Origin of the sequence: Albimonas pacifica (assembly GCF_900113695.1) — a bacterium.
Lineage (GTDB): Bacteria > Pseudomonadota > Alphaproteobacteria > Rhodobacterales > Rhodobacteraceae > Albimonas > Albimonas pacifica.
The window spans coordinates 665,976-681,623 of record NZ_FOQH01000001.1 but is presented as its reverse complement, the minus strand read 5'-3'; the positions used below and the strand labels follow the sequence as shown (position 1 = coordinate 681,623).

At 74.0% G+C, this 15,648-nt stretch carries 12 protein-coding genes; 4 read left to right on the top strand and 8 right to left on the bottom strand.

Annotated features, from left to right (window positions below; genetic code table 11):
• Positions 1-17 precede the first annotated feature (17 nt).
• Genes BM064_RS02780 through BM064_RS02770 form a run of 3 tightly spaced genes read right to left on the bottom strand, consistent with a single transcriptional unit; the run spans position 18 to position 3,191 of the window.
• Positions 18-1,622: a KpsE/RkpR family capsule polysaccharide export protein gene (locus BM064_RS02780; protein ID WP_092857574.1), complete on the bottom strand. Its 1,605-nt coding sequence runs from the start codon at positions 1,620-1,622 to the stop codon at positions 18-20.
• 1 nt (position 1,623) lies between these two features.
• Positions 1,624-2,391, bottom strand: coding sequence for an ABC transporter ATP-binding protein (locus tag BM064_RS02775; RefSeq protein ID WP_218160923.1), 768 nt, complete (start codon positions 2,389-2,391; stop codon positions 1,624-1,626).
• A complete protein-coding gene (locus tag BM064_RS02770) occupies positions 2,388-3,191 on the bottom strand; it encodes an ABC transporter permease (RefSeq protein WP_177236124.1) in 804 nt (267 codons plus the stop codon). Before BM064_RS02770 ends, BM064_RS02775 begins: the two co-directional genes overlap by 4 nt.
• A 363-nt stretch (positions 3,192-3,554) precedes the next feature.
• On the opposite strand from BM064_RS02770, the gene BM064_RS02765 reads away from it, so the two are divergent.
• Complete coding sequence (locus BM064_RS02765; protein ID WP_092857570.1) at positions 3,555-3,929, top strand: hypothetical protein; 375 nt, start codon at positions 3,555-3,557, stop codon at positions 3,927-3,929.
• 224 nt (positions 3,930-4,153) lie between these two features.
• Entirely contained in the window at positions 4,154-5,395 is a 1,242-nt protein-coding gene (locus tag BM064_RS02760) for a polysaccharide biosynthesis/export family protein (RefSeq protein ID WP_092857568.1), read from the top strand.
• Positions 5,396-5,721: 326 nt separating this feature from the next.
• Here BM064_RS02760 and BM064_RS02755 read toward each other — a convergent pair whose 3' ends face one another.
• Positions 5,722-7,059, bottom strand: a complete 1,338-nt coding sequence (locus BM064_RS02755) for a capsule biosynthesis protein (protein ID WP_092857566.1) — start codon at positions 7,057-7,059, stop codon at positions 5,722-5,724.
• 219 nt (positions 7,060-7,278) lie between these two features.
• On the opposite strand from BM064_RS02755, the gene BM064_RS02750 reads away from it, so the two are divergent.
• A complete protein-coding gene (locus BM064_RS02750; protein ID WP_177236123.1) occupies positions 7,279-8,505 on the top strand; it encodes a capsular biosynthesis protein in 1,227 nt (408 codons plus the stop codon).
• Between the two features lie 432 nt (positions 8,506-8,937).
• Here BM064_RS02750 and BM064_RS02745 read toward each other — a convergent pair whose 3' ends face one another.
• From BM064_RS02745 to BM064_RS27335, 4 genes are all read right to left on the bottom strand, one after another.
• Positions 8,938-10,002, bottom strand: coding sequence for an SIMPL domain-containing protein (locus BM064_RS02745; RefSeq protein ID WP_092857562.1), 1,065 nt, complete (start codon positions 10,000-10,002; stop codon positions 8,938-8,940).
• A 158-nt stretch (positions 10,003-10,160) separates the two neighbouring features.
• A complete protein-coding gene (dnaJ, locus tag BM064_RS02740; protein ID WP_092857560.1) occupies positions 10,161-11,318 on the bottom strand; it encodes a molecular chaperone DnaJ in 1,158 nt (385 codons plus the stop codon).
• 214 nt (positions 11,319-11,532) lie between these two features.
• The gene (gene dnaK / locus BM064_RS02735) at positions 11,533-13,461 is read right to left on the bottom strand and encodes a molecular chaperone DnaK (protein WP_092857558.1); all 1,929 of its coding nucleotides are present in this window, start codon (positions 13,459-13,461) and stop codon (positions 11,533-11,535) included.
• Between the two features lie 234 nt (positions 13,462-13,695).
• Entirely contained in the window at positions 13,696-15,075 is a 1,380-nt protein-coding gene (locus BM064_RS27335; RefSeq protein WP_092857556.1) for a hypothetical protein, read from the bottom strand.
• Between the two features lie 59 nt (positions 15,076-15,134).
• On the opposite strand from BM064_RS27335, the gene BM064_RS02725 reads away from it, so the two are divergent.
• The gene (locus BM064_RS02725) at positions 15,135-15,623 is read left to right on the top strand and encodes a hypothetical protein (protein WP_092857554.1); all 489 of its coding nucleotides are present in this window, start codon (positions 15,135-15,137) and stop codon (positions 15,621-15,623) included.
• The last annotated feature ends 25 nt before the right edge of the window (positions 15,624-15,648 follow it).

The window sequence follows — 15,648 nt, the reverse complement described above, 5'->3', positions numbered from 1 at the left end:
ATTTCAGGGGCGCACGGTCAGTTGCGGTCGCGGATCGAGCCGACGATCAGCAGCAGGATCGCCCAGGTCAGCAGCAGCCCCACGAACACCGCCAGCGACCACACGATGCGGCGGGGATACTCCGCCTCCTGCGCCAGCGTGGGGTGGATGTGGGTGGCGAGATAGCGCTGCGTGCGCCGCGCCTCGGCCCGGGCGGCCTCCAGCGAGGCCTGGGCGGCGGTGTACATGTGCGTCGCCAGCTCCAGCTCCACCTGCAGCCGCTCCTGCTCGCCGGCGGCTTCGGCCAGCGTGGGGCGCGAGCCGGGGACCGGAACCTCGCCCGCGGCGCCGGGGGTGGCGGCGATGCGCGCCTCCTCCGCCGCGATCTGGGCGTCGAGCGAGGCGATCCGCCGGCTCAGCGCCGAGAGCGTGGGGCTGTCGGCGCCCAGCAGGTCCTTGCGGCTGTCGAACTCCGCCTGCGCCTCGGAGCGGGCGCTGCGAAGCTGCGAGATCAGGGCCATCTGCTGGGAGATGTCCGAGCTGATGTCGGCCGTCCCCTGGGAGGAGCGGAACTCCTGCAGCGCGACGCGGGTGCGGCGGATGCGGTTCTCGGCCTCGGCCAGGTCGGCCTGGGCGTATTGCACGGCGTCCTGGCGGGCGCCGGTCGACAGGCCGTTGATCAGGTCGTAGCTCGCCTCCAGCACCGAGGCGGCGACGTCCTGGGCGTCCTGGGCGCGGAAGGCGCGGGCCTCGACGTAGATGATGCCGGCGCCGGTGTCGTAGCTGACGGTGACCGCGCGGTTCCAGTATTCCACCATCTCCTCGATGGTGCGGTCGGTCCCCATCGAGAACAGCCAGTCCCCTTCGGGGCGGTTGTAGATCTCGACCAGGTCGACGTCGCTCTGCACCCGCTCCACCAGCGGCTGCGACTGGAGGTATTCGAACAGCATCTCGCTGTCGCCGGCGGTGGAGTCGGCCGAGCCGCCGAAGATCTCGGTCAGCGGCGAGGGGATGCCCCCCTCGAGGCTGCGCACCGCGAAGCTGACCTGGCTGGCGTACTGGTCGGCGGCGACGACGTTGAGATACCACCCCGCCAGCCCCGAGGGCGCGGCGACCATGACGATGAAGCTCGCCCACAGCCAGATGCGCGACCAGATCCGGCGGCGGCGGGCGCGGCGCGCGATCTCCTCGGACTGCACGTCGACGATGATCGAGGCGCCCCGGGGCTCGGGGCTCTCGGTCGCGGCGGAGGCGGCGGCGGAGGCGCCCGCCCGCCGCTCCCGGCGGGCCGTGCGGCGCGCGGCGCGCGCGTCGGCGGCGGTGGTCAGCGCCCCGGCGGAAGCGCCGGCGCCCGCCGGCGCGGCGGCGGCGGCCGCGGCCGCGTATTCCTCGTCGAAGTCGTCGTCGAGCGGGTCGTCGGCCTGCCCGCCGCGGCGGCCGCCGCGGGCGCCGCGGCCGCCGCCGCCGCCCGCTTCGCCGCGCGCGGCCTTGCGGGCGAGCCTGCGGGCCCGCTTCTCCTGGTTGCGGCGCCGGCGCGCGGGGCCCTCGGCCTCCGGCGTCTCGGCGCCGCCCTCGGTCTCGAGCGGGTCGCTGGTCAGGTTCGGCGCGGGCTCGTCGCCGGGCCGCCGGTCGTTCTGGTCCATGTCAGATCAATCCTCGCCGCGCGCCGCGGCGCTTCTTCATGCGCGCCTTGACGCGCGCCTGGTCCCGGCGCCGGCGCTGGCGGCGGTCGTCGACGTCCGCGCCGGCGACGCTGCCCAGCTCCATGTTCTTCATGTGACGCGAGATCGCGTCCTCGAGGTCGTCATAGACTTCGACGCGCCCGTTCTCCAGCACGATCCCGCAGTCGCAATACTGGCGCAGCTGCTTCATCGAGTGGGAGACCATGATCACGTCGGAATTCGCCAGCTTCTCCTGGAAGACCGCGCGGCTCTTGACCTTGAAGGACTGGTCGCCGACGGCGGTCAGCTCGTCCACCAGGTAGGTGTCGAACTTGATCCCCATCGAGACGCCGAAGGCCAGCCGCGCCTTCATGCCCGAGGAATAGACCCCCACCGGCTGGTCCAGATACGGCCCCAGCTCGGAGAAATCGAGCACGTAGTCGGTCAGCTCCTCGACGTCGACGCCGTAGATGCGGGCGACGAAGCGCAGGTTCTGCCGCCCGGTCATGTCCCTGTGGAACGAGCCCGAGAAGCCCAGCGGGAACGAGACCTTGCAGTCGCGGATGATCCGGCCGGTGTCGGGCTTCAGCGCCCCCGCGATCATCGACAGCAGCGTCGACTTGCCCGCCCCGTTGCGCCCCAGCAGCGCCAGCGAGCGCCCGCGCGGGATGGTCATGCTGAGCTCGTGCAGCACGGTCTTGACGCCCCCCTTGATCGGGAAGGACTTGGAGACGTTCTCGAGCTGGATCACCGCTCCAGCAGCCTCTCGTCGTAGCGGCGCAGCAGCAGCAGGCCGAAGAACAGCATCACCAGCCCCACGGCCAGCGGATACTCCAGATGGTTCAGGCGCGCGTGATAGACGGGATAGATCCCCTCCCGGAAGGCCGAGATCACGTGCACCAGCGGGTTCAGCGCCAGGAAGTCCATGGCCGGACCCGGGACCAGCCGGCTCTCGGGCGTGTAGAGCACGCCGGAGATGATGAACAGCGGCCGGTTGATGATCTTGAAGATCCGCTCCCAGGTCGGGACGATGTGGAACAGCACCGCGTTCAGCGTGCCCATCCCCACCCCCAGCAGCGTCGCGACCGAGAGCGCGCCGGCGATGCGCGGGAAGTCGAGCGACAGCGTCTCGCCGGTGAAGGTCCCCGCGATGCCGAGGATCAGCACCATCACCATGCAGTTGGTCAGCGTCTGCAGCAGCGTGCGCGCGACGATCGCGTCCCAGATGTTGACGTTGGGATACTTCAGCAGGCTGGAGTTGTTGCGCACCACCGTGAACAGGCCCGCGGCGGTGTTGCGGTAGAAGTTGAAGCTCAGGAAGCCGGAGCCGAAGAAGACCACGAAGCTCTGCCCCAGGTCGGGGCTGCGCGACATGAAGGACCAGGCGAAGGACATGATGAAGATCATGCCGCAGGGTTCGGCCACGGCCCAGAAATAGCCGCCCATCGAGCGGCCGTACTTGGTGGACATCTCGCGGCGCAGCAGCGCGATCACCACGCGCCGGTGGACGCGCAGCGGAGAGTCGGCGGCGGAGGCGTTCGTCGTGGCCATGGTTCCTGCGGCAGGTCCGGGCGGTCCGCCCCGGCCGGACGGGCCGGCGGACGGGGCTGCGCACGTCGCGGGCGACGTCGTCGGCGTTCCGGTTAGCATATCCGCGCCGGACTTGGCGAGGCGGCCCGAAGCCCGCGCCCTGCGACCCGCGGGCCCGCCCGGCGCCGGCCGCCTGCGCCCGCCCCGGCATCCCGCGTCCGCCGCCCCTGACGCCGCGTCGTTGCGCGGGCGCCGCAGGGTCGCGCTCTCATGCCGCACCGCAGCGGATTATATTGCGCCGCAACGCAGGCGCCGTCACGCTTCCATCACGGTTCGCGGTGCATGGTGCCGCCGGAACGCGACTCGTCCCGAAGGAGCCCGACAGTGTCGACCCGACGCGCCCGCCCGATCGTGCTGTTCGCCTGCCTGCCCCTCGCGCTGGGCGCGGGGGCGGTTCTCGCCGCCCAGCAGGACCTGGCCCAGCAGGATCTGTCGGAGCGCCGCGCCGCCTCGCACGAGGCCGCCCCCGGCGCCGCCGAGACCGAGGAGAGCCTGATGGCCTGGCCCTGCCTCGAGACGCCGGGCTGCGCCGTCGGCCCCGACCCCGCTTCCGGCTCCGCCCCCGCCTCTTCCGTCGCCGCCATGGTGGTGTCCGAGCCGGTGGAGGCGACGGCGATCCCGCTGCCCGCCGCGCTGGGGCTGATGGGCGCGGGCCTGACCGTGCTGGGCCTGATCGTGCGCCGCCGCCGGCCCGACTGAGCCCGCGCCCCCTGCCCCTCCGCCGCCCTTCGCGCCGCGCGCCCGGTCCGCCGCGCGCGCCGCGGCTGCGTGGCCGGGGGGACCCGGCCGGGGGCGCCGCGCGGCCGGCGCGCGTTCAGCGCCCTTGCCTGCGGGCCCGGCGCGGGGCACACAGGCTGAAAGGCGAGCGCGCCGGTCGGAACAGGCGCGCGCCGAGGGACGAGCGGAACGGGAGACCTGGCGTCATGCGCGGATCGGAAGCGGGACGCGCCGTCGGCGCGTCGGCGGCGCGGCTTGGGCTGCGCGGCGGGCACGGGCTGCGCGGCGGGAACGGGGCGCGGGCGCGCGCCCTGGCCGTCGGACTGCTGGCCGCGGCCCTTGCGGGCTGCGCCTATGCGCCGGCCTCGGGCCCCACGGGCGACGCGGTGCGCCAGGCGGCGGCCTCGCCCGAGACCACGGTGTTCCCCTACGCCTACGCGATCCTGACCCCCGAGGCGGTCGAGGTGCTGGAGCGCAGCCGCGCCGAGCCCCCCGCCGATCTCGCCGGGCGCGGCGCGGCCGACGCGCAGGTGCTGCGCGTGGGCGACGTCGTCGGCATCACCATCTGGGAGGCGGTCGAGGGCGGCCTGTTCTCGACCCAGAACTCCGAGAGCCGGGGCGCCGCCCTGCCCGACCAGCGCATCGGCCCGGACGGGCGGATCACGGTGCCCTACGCGGGGCGGATCTCTGCCAACGGGCGCACGCCCGACCAGGTCGCCTCGGCCATCGTCTCGGCGCTGGCGGGCAAGGCGATCGAGCCGCAGGTGATCGTCACCATCCAGCAGTCGCCGGTCTCCTCGGTGACGGTGCTGGGGGATGCGATCGGCAACGCCGGCCGCGTGCAGCTCAACGGCGTGGGCGAGCGGGTGCTGGACGTTCTGGCGGCCTCGGGCGGCTCGAAGACCCCCGCCCACCGCACGCTGATCCGCCTGACCCGCGGCGACGTGCAGGCCGAGGCGCATCTGGCGCGGATCCTGCGCGAGCCGGCGCAGAACGTGCGCGTGCGCTCGGGCGACGTGATCGCGGCGCTCGACATCGGGCAGAGCTTCACCTCGCTGGGCGCCAACGGGCGCGCGCGGCGCATCGCCTTCTCGACCGAGGTGGTGACGCTCGACCAGGCCATCGCCGAGGCCGGGGGCCTCGACGACCGCCGGGCCGACCCGAGCTCGGTCTTCGTGTTCCGCTACGAGGACCCGGAGGTGGCCGTGGCCCTGGCCGGGCCTTCGGCGGCGCCGGAAGCCGGGGCCTCGGCCACGCCCATCGTCTACGGGCTGGACCTGTCGGACCCGGGCTCGTTCTTCCTCGCGCGGCGCTTCGCGATGGAGGACGGGGACATCGTCTACACCGCCAACGCCGATCTCGCGCAGGCGGGCAAGGTGCTGAGCGTGGTCGACGACGCGCTCTCGCCCACCACGCAGACCCTGCGGCTGCTGAACCAGCTCAACTGATCCGGGCGCCGACGCCGGATCCCGGGAAGGGGGCCCTGCGCGGCCCCCTTCGCCTTTCCGGCGCGCGCCCCGTCCAGCCTCCGCCGCCGCCCCCGCCCGCAGGCCCCGCCCACCCACCCGCCTGCGGGCGGGGGCGGCGGCTTGCGCGGCGCCCTCCTGCGCAAGCCGGCGCGAACCGCCCTGCCCGCCGCCGCGCCCGCGGCCCCGGCGCGCGCGGGTGGGCGGGCGGGGCGCGTGCCGGGGCCGCGGGCGTGGCGGCGGGCGATGCGCGGAAAAGGAAGCGGGGCGTCTGCCGCCAGCGGCGGGGCGCCGGACGGCAGGCGGGATCAGCCCTGCGCGGCGGCGAAGGCCACGTCGGCGTCGCGGCGGCGCACCGGCAGGCGGGGGGGTGTGGGCACGAAGGCGCCGGGCTCGTTGACCTCGCCGGCCGCGACGCGGCGCACGATCTCCTGCGCCGCCAGCGCCCGACCCGCCTTGTTGTAGAACGAGCCCTTCACCTGGATCGTGTCCGCCAGCACCTTCATCAGGTCGGCGGCGAGCCCCGCGTCCACCGGCTCGGGCGCCGTCCAGAAGCTGGCCAGCGGGCCCTGGTGGGTCAGCCCCGCCACGTCGTAGACCGCCGGCCCCAGCGCCAGCGTCGGCGTCCCCGCCCGGATCGCATGCAGCCCCACGGTCGAGTTCACCGACAGCGCCCCGTCCGCATGGCGAAGCAGCGCGTCGAGGTCGCCCCCGTCGATGGCGATCACCCGGTCGGCCACGCCCTCGGCCTCGGCCCGGCGGCGCACCAGGCCCGGCCAGTTCTCCAGCCCGTTGTCCAGCGGGTGCAGCTTGAACACCAGCCGCTGCTCCGGCGGGGCGTGGCGCGCGAAGGAGGCGATGACCTCCGCGATCGGCTGGGCGAGCGTGTCGTAGGGGGAGTTGTCGCGCAGCTGGTAGTCCGCCTCGATCTGCAGCGCGAAGAGGTGGTAGGGCCAGGCGCCCGAGACGCAGGTCGCCACCACCGCCTCCGCCTCCCGCTTCAGCCGGTCGCCGCGCATCAGGCGGGGGATCCAGCTGGGGTAGTCGGTCAGCGGGTGATAGCGCTTGTCCATGTCGAAGAACGGCCAGGGCCAGCAGAACAGCGCGTTGACGAGGTTGAACAGCAGCTCGTCCGTCGCCTCGCGGATGAAGGAGTGGGCGTAGCGCGTGCCGAGCTCCGGCTTCTCCTCGATCGCGGCGGCGAGGCGGCGGATCGTCTGCGGGTCGTTGGGGAAGTGGGAGAAGGCGCCCATCCCCCGCCGCTCCAGCGTCAGCCAGTCGGGGCGCAGGTAGCCGAACTCGACCGCGTGGCAGGGGATGCCGCGGCGCTCGGCCTCCTCGGCGGCGACGACGTGATAGGGGAGGCGGTCGGCGTAGTAGAGGACGTCGGTGACGCCCTGCGCGTCCAGATACCGCCCCAGCCAGCGCCGCCAGCCCGAGAAGGTCCCGCGATAGCTGTCCGCGCCCGGCCTGCGCCAGGTCAGCCAGTCGGCGGTGGAGAGGTTCACGCGGCGCGTCTCGTGGCCCTGCGCCTCGAAGGCGCCGGCGAGCTCGCGCCAGAACACCGTCGGCGGGCCCTGCAGGAACAGGACGCGGCGCGCCCGGGTGCTGCGGCCGTCCGCTCCGCCCGCTTCGACTGCGGCCATGCTGGCGCTCCCATCCGCCCGTCACGCGCGCGCGCCGGGTCCGGCCGGCGCCGCCGGGAGGGGCTAGGCCGGGGCGGGGGCCAAGTCAATGCCGCCCCGCCCCTGCATGGGCCCCGGCCCGACCTGCCCGGGCCTGCAGCAGGCATGGCTTGCGCCCGCCCGCCCGGGCGGGCAGGACGGGGCCGGAAGCCGGGGACGCGAGGACGGAGGACAAGAGCGATGGCCGAGCGCTGCGCGCTGCTCCTGCAGGGGCCGTCGTCGACGTTCTTCTCCCATCTGGGCGACGCGCTCGAGGCGCGCGGCGCCCGGGTGCTGCGCCTGCATCTCTCCCCCGGCGACGCGCTGTTCTGGCGGCGCGGCGGGGGGCGGTCCTATCGCGGCCCCTTCGCGGACTGGCCCGCATTCGTCGAGGCGTTCATGGCGGCCGAGGGCGTCACCGACCTGGTGCTGTTGGGCGACAACCGCCCCCTGCATCGCCCCGCCGTGGACCGGGCGAAGGCGATGGGGGTGCGGGTGCACCATGTCGAGCTGGGCTACGTGCGCCCGGACTGGCTGACGGTGGAGCCCGACGGCGGCGGCGCCGGCGCGCCCTTCCCCGCCGACTGGCCGGCGCTGGAGGCGCTGGCCGCGCGCGGCGAGGTCCCGCAGGAGACGCGCCTCTACCGCTCCTCCTTCGCGTCCTATGCGGCGATGGACGTCGCCTGGAACCTGGCGAACCTGGCGCTCTCCTGGGCCACGCATCCGGGCTATCGGCGCCACCAGACCTGGCACCCGCTGGCCGAATACGGCGGCTTCCTGTGGAAGATGCTCCGCGCCCGGCGCGACCGGGCCCATGCGGCGCGGGTGTGGGAGGCGTGGCGGCAGGGCGAGGCGCCGCTGTTCCTGTTCCCGCTGCAGCTGCGCACCGACTTCCAGATCCGCGCCCACGGCCCCGACCCCGACCTGCGCGAGACGGCGAAGGCGGTGGTGCGCAGCTTCGCCCTGCACGCCCCGCCCGAGGCGCGCCTGCTGGTCAAGGAGCACCCGGTCGACAACGGCCTGACCCCCTGGCGGCGCCTGCTGCGCGCGACGGCGGCCCGCCATGGCGCGGAGGACCGGGTCGAGGTGATCGACGGCGGCGACCTGGGCGCGATGCTCGGGCGGGCGGCGGGGCTGGCGACGGTGAACTCGACCGTCGGCCTCTCGGCCCTGCGCCGGGGGGTTCCGGTGAAGACGCTGGGCCGGGCGATCTTCGACCGCGAGGGGCTGGTCGACCCGCAGCCGCTGGCGACATTCTGGTCCGCCCCCCGGCCGCCGGAACCCGGGCGGGTCGAGACCTTCCTCCGGGCGTTGGCCTGGACTTCGCTGGTGCGCGGAAACTTCGACGGCGAGGGCCTGGCCGAGGGCGCCGCGAACGTCGCCGAGCGGATCCTGGCGCCGCGCCGGCATCCCGACACGCCGGGCTGAACGCCGGCCGTCCCGATCCACGACGATGCGACCGCGGCGGCGGCGGCGGGACGGAGGCCCCGGGTCGAGCCCGGGGCGCCTCGCGAAGGGCCGCCGGGTCCGATCCTCGCGCCGAAGTCAGGTCTCGGGACGCCCGCGGACCGGCCGGCGTTGCGCCGAGGGCAAGCCCGCGCGGCCCCTGCGCGCCCCGCCCGCTCACCCGCGCGCAGGGGCCGCGCTTGGCGCGGGCCGGGCGCCGGGAGACCGGGCGCCCCGGCAGCCGCCGCCCCCGGCCACGGCGGGGCGGGTGGGCGGGGCTCGTGGCCGGGGGCGGCGGCGGGGGCCGGGCGCGCCGGGCGCCGGGAAGGCGCAGGTCGGGGGACCCGCACCGCCCCGGCGCCCGACGCCGGGGCGCTCAGGCCCCGGCCGCGGGCGCGGCGGGGGCCTGTGGGCTCACTGGCAGAGCTCGACCGTCGCGGTCACCGTGGCGCGCAGCTCCTGCGCGCCCTCGGCGATGGGCATGTCGGCCATGGCGGATTCGGCCACCGCCGCGCGGGCGAACATCGGCCGCGGGCCGGGCATCGAGATCCCGGTCTCGCTCAGCTCCAGGATCGCGCCGACGCGGGCGTCCGCGGCCCCGGCCAGCAGCTCCGCCCGGGCCAGCGCGGCCTTCACCGCGGCCTGGCGGGCGGCCTCCAGCCGGTCCTTCTCGTCCGACACCGCGAAGCTGACGCCCGAGATGCTGGTCGCCCCCGCCTCGGTCGCCGCCGTCGCCAGCGCGCCGAACTTCGAGACGTCCTTCAGCGTCACCGCCAGGCTCGACCCCGCCTCCCAGGCCACGATCTCCGGCGCCGCGTTGCGCTCGGAGCGGTCGTAGACCGGGTTCAGGTTCACCTGCGTGGTCGAGACGTCCTCCTTCGCCACGCCGGCCGCCAGCACCGCGTCGAGCAGCGCCTTCACCGCCTCGGACGCCTGGGCGAGCGCCTCGCCCGGCCCCTCGGCGCGGGCGTCGGCGCCGAAGCTCACGCGCAGCACGTCGGGGGTCGCGGTCTCGATCCCCTCGCCCTCGACCACCAGGCGGCCGCGGCACTGGGGGGCCTCGGCGGCGGGGCGCCCCTCGCGCGCGGGGCGCTCGGGCGCCGGGCGGGGGGCGGGCTGGGAGCCGGCGGCCTGGGCAAGCTGCAGCTTCGCGCCCAGCGCCTCGTCGGCCTCCTGCGCTTTCGAGATGCGGGCGTCGAGCGTCTCGGCCTCGCGGCCGGCGGCCTTGATCGCCTTCTGCAGGCGGTCGCCCGCGGCCTCGGCTTCCTCGAGCCACTCCTCGCGCGCCTCTCGGCGCAGCTCGGCCTTGCCGCCCTGCGGCTGGGCGAAGGCGGGCAGGGACATCGCGACGCCCGAGACCAGCAGCGCGCCCACCACGATCACCGAGAGGGCGGAGGGCGTCGCGACGCCCGAGGACGAGGCCCGGCGGTCGGCGCGGCGCGAGGGGGCGGAACGGGGGGGAAGGGATCGGGGGCTCATGGAGGCTCCTCCAGTTGTCTGCTCGGCTCCGCAGGTAGCGGAGCGGGCGGCGCCGGCGCATGGCCGGATCGGGCCGATTCCATGGCGCCACGATACAAGAAAGGCCCCCGCGATGCGGGGGCCTTCCTGTCACGCGCGGGGCTGCGGGCTCCGTCGCCTCAGCCGGTCATCCCGTCCCAGAAGGACTTCACCTTGGAGAAGAAATCCGTGGTGCCGGGCGAGTTGTCCTTGCCCGCGGCCTCGAACTCCTTGAGCAGCTCCTTCTGCTTCGCGGTCAGGTTCACCGGCGTCTCGACCGCGAGCTCGAGGTAGAGGTCGCCGCGCCGTCCGCCGCGCAGGGTCGGCATGCCCTTCTCGCGCAGGCGCAGCTGCTTGCCCGACTGCACGCCCGAGGGGACCTTCACCCGGCTGCGGCCGCCGTCGATCAGCGGCGCCTCGATCTCCCCGCCCAGCGCGGCGGTGGTCATCGGCACCGGGATCCGGCAGTGCAGGTCGGGGCCCTCGCGCTCGAAGATCGGATGCGGGGCGACCTCGATGAAGATGTAGAGGTCGCCCGAGGGGCCGCCCATCACGCCCGCCTCGCCCTCTCCGGCGAGCCGGATGCGGGTGCCGGTCTCCACCCCCGCGGGGATGTTGACGTTCAGCCGGCGGTCCTTCTGCACCCGCGTCGCGCCGTTGCAGACCTTGCACGGGTTCTTCACGACCGAGCCGCGGCCCGCGCAGGTCGGGCAGGTCCGTTCGATGGTGAAAAAGCCCTGCTGGGCGCGCACCTTGCCCAGGCCCGAGCAGGTCGGGCAGGCGGCGGGCTGGGCGCCGCCCTCGGCGCCGGTGCCCGAGCAGGCCTCGCACTGGACGGAGCCGGGGACCTGGATCGTCTCGGTCTTGCCCTTGAAGGCGTCCTCGAGCGTCACGCGCAGGTTGTAGCGCAGGTCCGAGCCGCGCGCGGCGCCGCCGCGACGGCGCGCGCCGCCGCGCTGGCCGCCCATGAAGTCGCCGAACAGGTCCTCGAACACGTCCGAGAAGGCCGAGCCGAAGTCGCCCTGCCCCGGGCCGCCGCCCGGACGGAAGCCGCCGCCCATGCCCGCGGAGCCGTCGAAAGCCGCGTGACCGAACTGGTCGTAGGCGGCTTTCTTCTGCGGATCCTTGAGGTGGTCGTAGGCCTCGTTGACCTCCTTGAACTTCCCCTCGGCCGAGGCGTCGTCCGGATTGCGGTCAGGGTGATATTCCTTGGCCTTCTTGCGATAGGCCTTCTTGATCTCTTCCTCGGAGGCGCCCTTGGACAGGCCCAGCACCTCGTAGAAATCCCGTTTGGACATTCCTTGGGTCTCTCCCGTCTAGCCGGTCCGTCGCGGTCCGCGTGGCGATCCGTCCGCCGCGCCCGCGCCGGGTCTGCATCGCGCAGGCGTCCGGGAGGCGTCGGGGGCGAGGGTCTTCCGGGACGGGCCGCGGGTCAAGCGGCGCGTCCTTTCATCACGCAACGGCCCCGCCCCATGGGGGCGGGGCCGCGATCCGGGCGTCGGACCGGAGGCCTCAGCCGGCCTTCCGATCGTCGTCCTTCTTCTCCTCGGTGAACTCGGCGTCCACCACGTCGTCGCCGTCGCGGGCCGCGTCGCGGGCCGCGGCCTCCTGGGCGGCGGCCTGCTCGGCGTCCGAGGACGCCTTGTAGATCGCCTCGCCCAGCTTCATCGACGCCTCGGTCAGGGCCTGGGTCTTGGCCTTGATCGCCTCCAGATCGTCGCCCTCGGCGGCGGTCTTCAGCTCGTCGATGGCGGTCTGGATCGCGCCGCGGGTGGCCTCGTCGACCTTGTCGCCATGCTCGGCCAGCGACTTCTCGGCGCCGTGGATCATGCTCTCGGCCTGGTTGCGGGCCTCGACCAGCTCGCGACGCTTCTTGTCGGCGTCGGCGTTCTCCTCGGCGTCCTTGACCATCTTCTCGATGTCGTCGTCCGAGAGACCGCCGGAGGCCTGGATCGTGATCTTCTGCTCCTTGCCGGTCGCCTTGTCCTTGGCGCCGACCGACACGATGCCGTTGGCGTCGATGTCGAAGCTGACCTCGATCTGCGGCATGCCGCGGGGCGCCGGCGGGATTTCCTCGAGGTTGAACTGGCCCAGCAGCTTGTTGTCGGCCGCCATCTCCCGCTCGCCCTGGAAGACCCGGATGGTCACCGCGGTCTGGTTGTCGTCAGCCGTGGAGAAGGTCTGGGACTTCTTGGTCGGGATCGTGGTGTTGCGGTCGATCAGCCGGGTGAACACGCCGCCCAGGGTCTCGATGCCGAGGCTGAGGGGCGTCACGTCCAGCAGGACCACGTCCTTCACGTCGCCCTGGAGCACGCCCGCCTGGATCGCGGCGCCCATGGCCACGACCTCGTCGGGGTTCACGCCCTTGTGGGGCTCCTTCCCGAAGAACTTCGTCACCTCCTCGTAGACCTTGGGCATGCGGGTCATGCCGCCGACGAGGACCACCTCGTCGATCTCGGACTTGGAGATGCCGGCGTCCTTCAGGGCCGCCTCGCAGGGCTTCAGCGTGCGCGCGATCAGGTCGCCCACGATGGATTCCAGCTTCGCGCGGCTCAGCTTCAGCACCAGGTGCAGGGGCTGGCGCGTCTCGGGGTCCATCGAGATGAAGGGCTGGTTGATCTCGGTCTGGGACGAGGAGGAGAGCTCGATCTTCGCCTTCTCCGCGGCCTCCTTGAGGCGCTGCAGGGCGAGGCGGTCCTTGGTCAGGTCGACGCCGGACTGCTTCTTGAACTCCTCGGCGAGGTATTCGACGATGCGCATGTCGAAGTCTTCGCCGCCCAGGAAGGTGTCGCCGTTGGTCGACTTCACCTCGAACAGGCCGTCGTCGATCTCGAGGATCGAGATGTCGAAGGTGCCGCCGCCGAGGTCATAGACCGCGATGGTCTTGCCCTCTTTCTTGTCGAGCCCGTAGGCGAGCGCGGCCGCCGTCGGCTCGTTGATGATGCGCAGCACTTCCAGACCGGCGATCTTGCCGGCGTCCTTGGTGGCCTGGCGCTGGCTGTCGTTGAAGTAGGCGGGAACGGTGATCACCGCCTTCTCGACCTTCTCGCCCAGGTAGGACTCGGCGGTCTCCTTCATCTTCTGAAGGATGTAGGCGCTGACCTGCGAGGGCGAATATTTCTCGCCGCGGGCCTCGACCCAGGCGTCGCCGTTCTTCCCCTCGACGATCTTGTAGGGGACCATCCCCTTGTCTTTCTCGACGGTGGGGTCGGAATAGCGGCGGCCGATCAGGCGCTTGACGGCGAAGAGGGTGTTCTCGGGGTTGGTGACCGCCTGGCGCTTGGCCGGCTGGCCGACGAGGCGCTCGTCCTCGGTGAAGCCCACCATCGAGGGGGTGGTGCGCGCGCCCTCGGAGTTCTCGATCACCTTCGCGGTCTGGCCATCCATGATGGCGACGCAGGAGTTCGTGGTCCCGAGGTCGATGCCAATGACTTTCGACATTGCGACGTCCTTTCGTTCGGCGATGTGAGAGGGTCGGGTCCGGAAGCGGCCCCCGCCCTCGATCCCTGCGCCCCTCCCTCCCCGATCCCGCCGGGGGATCACGAAAAGCGGAGCGCGACGTTCGTGCGGGATATAGGGGCCTGAACCGGGGCCTGCAAGCGAGGGGGGAGGGGGAAACCACGCTGTTCGCGGGCCGAAGCGGCGCCCTGCCGCAGCCCCGCGGCGCGCGCCCGCTCAGTCCCCCGCGGCAGGGGTCGCGGCGGGGGTCGCGGAGGGGGCCGCGGCGGGGGTCGCGACCGGGGTCCGGGCGCCGGCCGCGACGGCGCCGGCGGCGAGCACGGCGGGGAACAGGAAGAAGGCGTTGAGGACCGCGTCGCCCAGGCCCATCAGCACGATGGCCGCGAGCGGCAGGGCCGCCGCCTCGGGGCGCCAGGCGCGGGCGCGGCGCAGCCGGACCAGGGCCGCGCCCGCCGCCGCGCCCAGGCCTCCGAAGACCAGCGCCACGGCGATCAGCCCGTACTGCCCCGCCATCAGCATCACCAGCCCCCAGGGCCGCGTGCCTGCCGCCCTCCACCAGTCCCAGGCCGAGACGCCGACCAGCGGATCGCCCTCGAACACCGCCATGGCCTTGAGGTCCTGCGAGATCCGCCACAGGAACGAGGCGCGCCCGACCGAGCGGAAGGCGTCCAGCACCGCCTGGCCCAGCGCGGTGTTGCGGGCGATCCGCTGCACCGGCGCCGCGCCCGAGAGGTGCAGCGCCAGCAGCAGCGCCGCCACGCCCACCCCGATCCCCAGCAGCGGCAGGACCCAGCGCCGCCCCCAGGCGGCCAGCAGCGCCAGCGCCGCCGCCATCAGCAGCAGCGCGCCCACCGACTGCGAGGCCAGCGCGATCCCCAGCGCCAGCGCCGCCAGCGCCCCCCGCCAGGCGCCGCGCAGCGCCGCCGCGCTCCACGCCGCCGCCACCGCCGCCGCGGCGGCCCAGATGCCGTAGAGGTTGCCGTGCAGGAAGAAGCCGATCGGCCGGAAGCCCAGGTAGCGCTCGTCGCCGTCGAAGCGGAACGGGTGGGGCCCGTAGATCAGGTCATGCAGGAACGGGCCCTGCAGCCCCTCGGCCACGGCGACGGGCAGGCAGACCAGCGCGCTCAGCGCCAGCCCCTGCACCAGCAGCGCCCGGTCTGCCGGCGTCGCGAACCAGACCCGCCCCAGCAGCCAGGGCGCCCCCCAGCAGCCCGTGACCAGCAGCGAGGCGACGACCGGCCCCGGGCTCGCCCCCCCGATCCAGAGCCCCGCGGCCAGCGGCCACAGGCACCAGGCGGCCATCGGCAGGTCCGCGAGGCCGGGCCGGAAGCCCGCCAGCGCCCGCGGATCGCGGATCGCAGCCCCGGCCAGCGCGGCCAGGGCCGCGATCCAGGTCTTGGCCACCAGCCCCTCCGAGGGCAGGGCCGGACCGACGATCCACCAGGGGAAGCGCTCGGGGAAGGGCTGGCCGTATTCGGCGATGGGCAGCAGCATCAGCCCGCCGAGATAGACCGCCAGGATCGCGATCCGCAGGGGCGCGAGCGCGAAGACGGCCGCGGCGGCGGCCGCGAAGATCAGGGGGCTCGGCGAGATCACGCGCGGGCGCCTCGAGGCTGGCTTTACAGGCGGATCGCAGGGGGCCAAGGCTTTGCGCCATGAACGCGACCCAGATCGTCGGCCTCGCGGCCTTTGTCGTCACCGCCCTCCTGTGCGCGCAGGCCGCGCGCCGGTCAAGCGTCGCGGCCGGGTTCTGGGGCGGGATGGCGGGGCTCTACGCGCTCCTGTCGGTCGACATGGCGCTGGACCTGCGCATGGACCTGCGCCGCGGGATGGTGCAGGCGGCGAAGGCGGCCGGCGACTACGGCGCCCGGCGCGAGGTGCAGCCGATCCTGCTGGGGCTGCTGGCGCTGGGGGTCGTGGTGGGGCTGGCGCTGCTCGCCCGCCGCCTGCGCGGCGCCGGCGCCCGCCTGGCGCTGCTGGGCGCGGCGGCGACGCTGGCGGTGGTGGGAACCGAGGTGATCTCGCTGCACCGGGTGGACGCGATGCTCTACCGTCCCATCGGCCCGGTGATGGCGATCGCCTGGGCGTGGAGCGCCTCGGCCGCCCTGGTCTGCCTCGGCGCGCTGAGGGCGGCGCGGCGCTGATCCGCGCGGTCTGGCGTCCCGGGGC

Coding starts and splice junctions, on each gene's coding strand:
- BM064_RS02780 (WP_092857574.1), bottom strand. CDS start 1,622: ATGGACCAGAACGACCGGCGGCCCGGCGACGAGCCCGCGCCGAACCTG.
- BM064_RS02770 (WP_177236124.1), bottom strand. CDS start 3,191: ATGGCCACGACGAACGCCTCCGCCGCCGACTCTCCGCTGCGCGTCCAC.
- BM064_RS02760 (WP_092857568.1), top strand. CDS start 4,154: ATGCGCGGATCGGAAGCGGGACGCGCCGTCGGCGCGTCGGCGGCGCGG.
- BM064_RS02755 (WP_092857566.1), bottom strand. CDS start 7,059: ATGGCCGCAGTCGAAGCGGGCGGAGCGGACGGCCGCAGCACCCGGGCG.
- BM064_RS02750 (WP_177236123.1), top strand. CDS start 7,279: ATGGCCGAGCGCTGCGCGCTGCTCCTGCAGGGGCCGTCGTCGACGTTC.
- BM064_RS02745 (WP_092857562.1), bottom strand. CDS start 10,002: ATGAGCCCCCGATCCCTTCCCCCCCGTTCCGCCCCCTCGCGCCGCGCC.
- dnaJ (WP_092857560.1), bottom strand. CDS start 11,318: ATGTCCAAACGGGATTTCTACGAGGTGCTGGGCCTGTCCAAGGGCGCC.
- dnaK (WP_092857558.1), bottom strand. CDS start 13,461: ATGTCGAAAGTCATTGGCATCGACCTCGGGACCACGAACTCCTGCGTC.
- BM064_RS02725 (WP_092857554.1), top strand. CDS start 15,135: ATGAACGCGACCCAGATCGTCGGCCTCGCGGCCTTTGTCGTCACCGCC.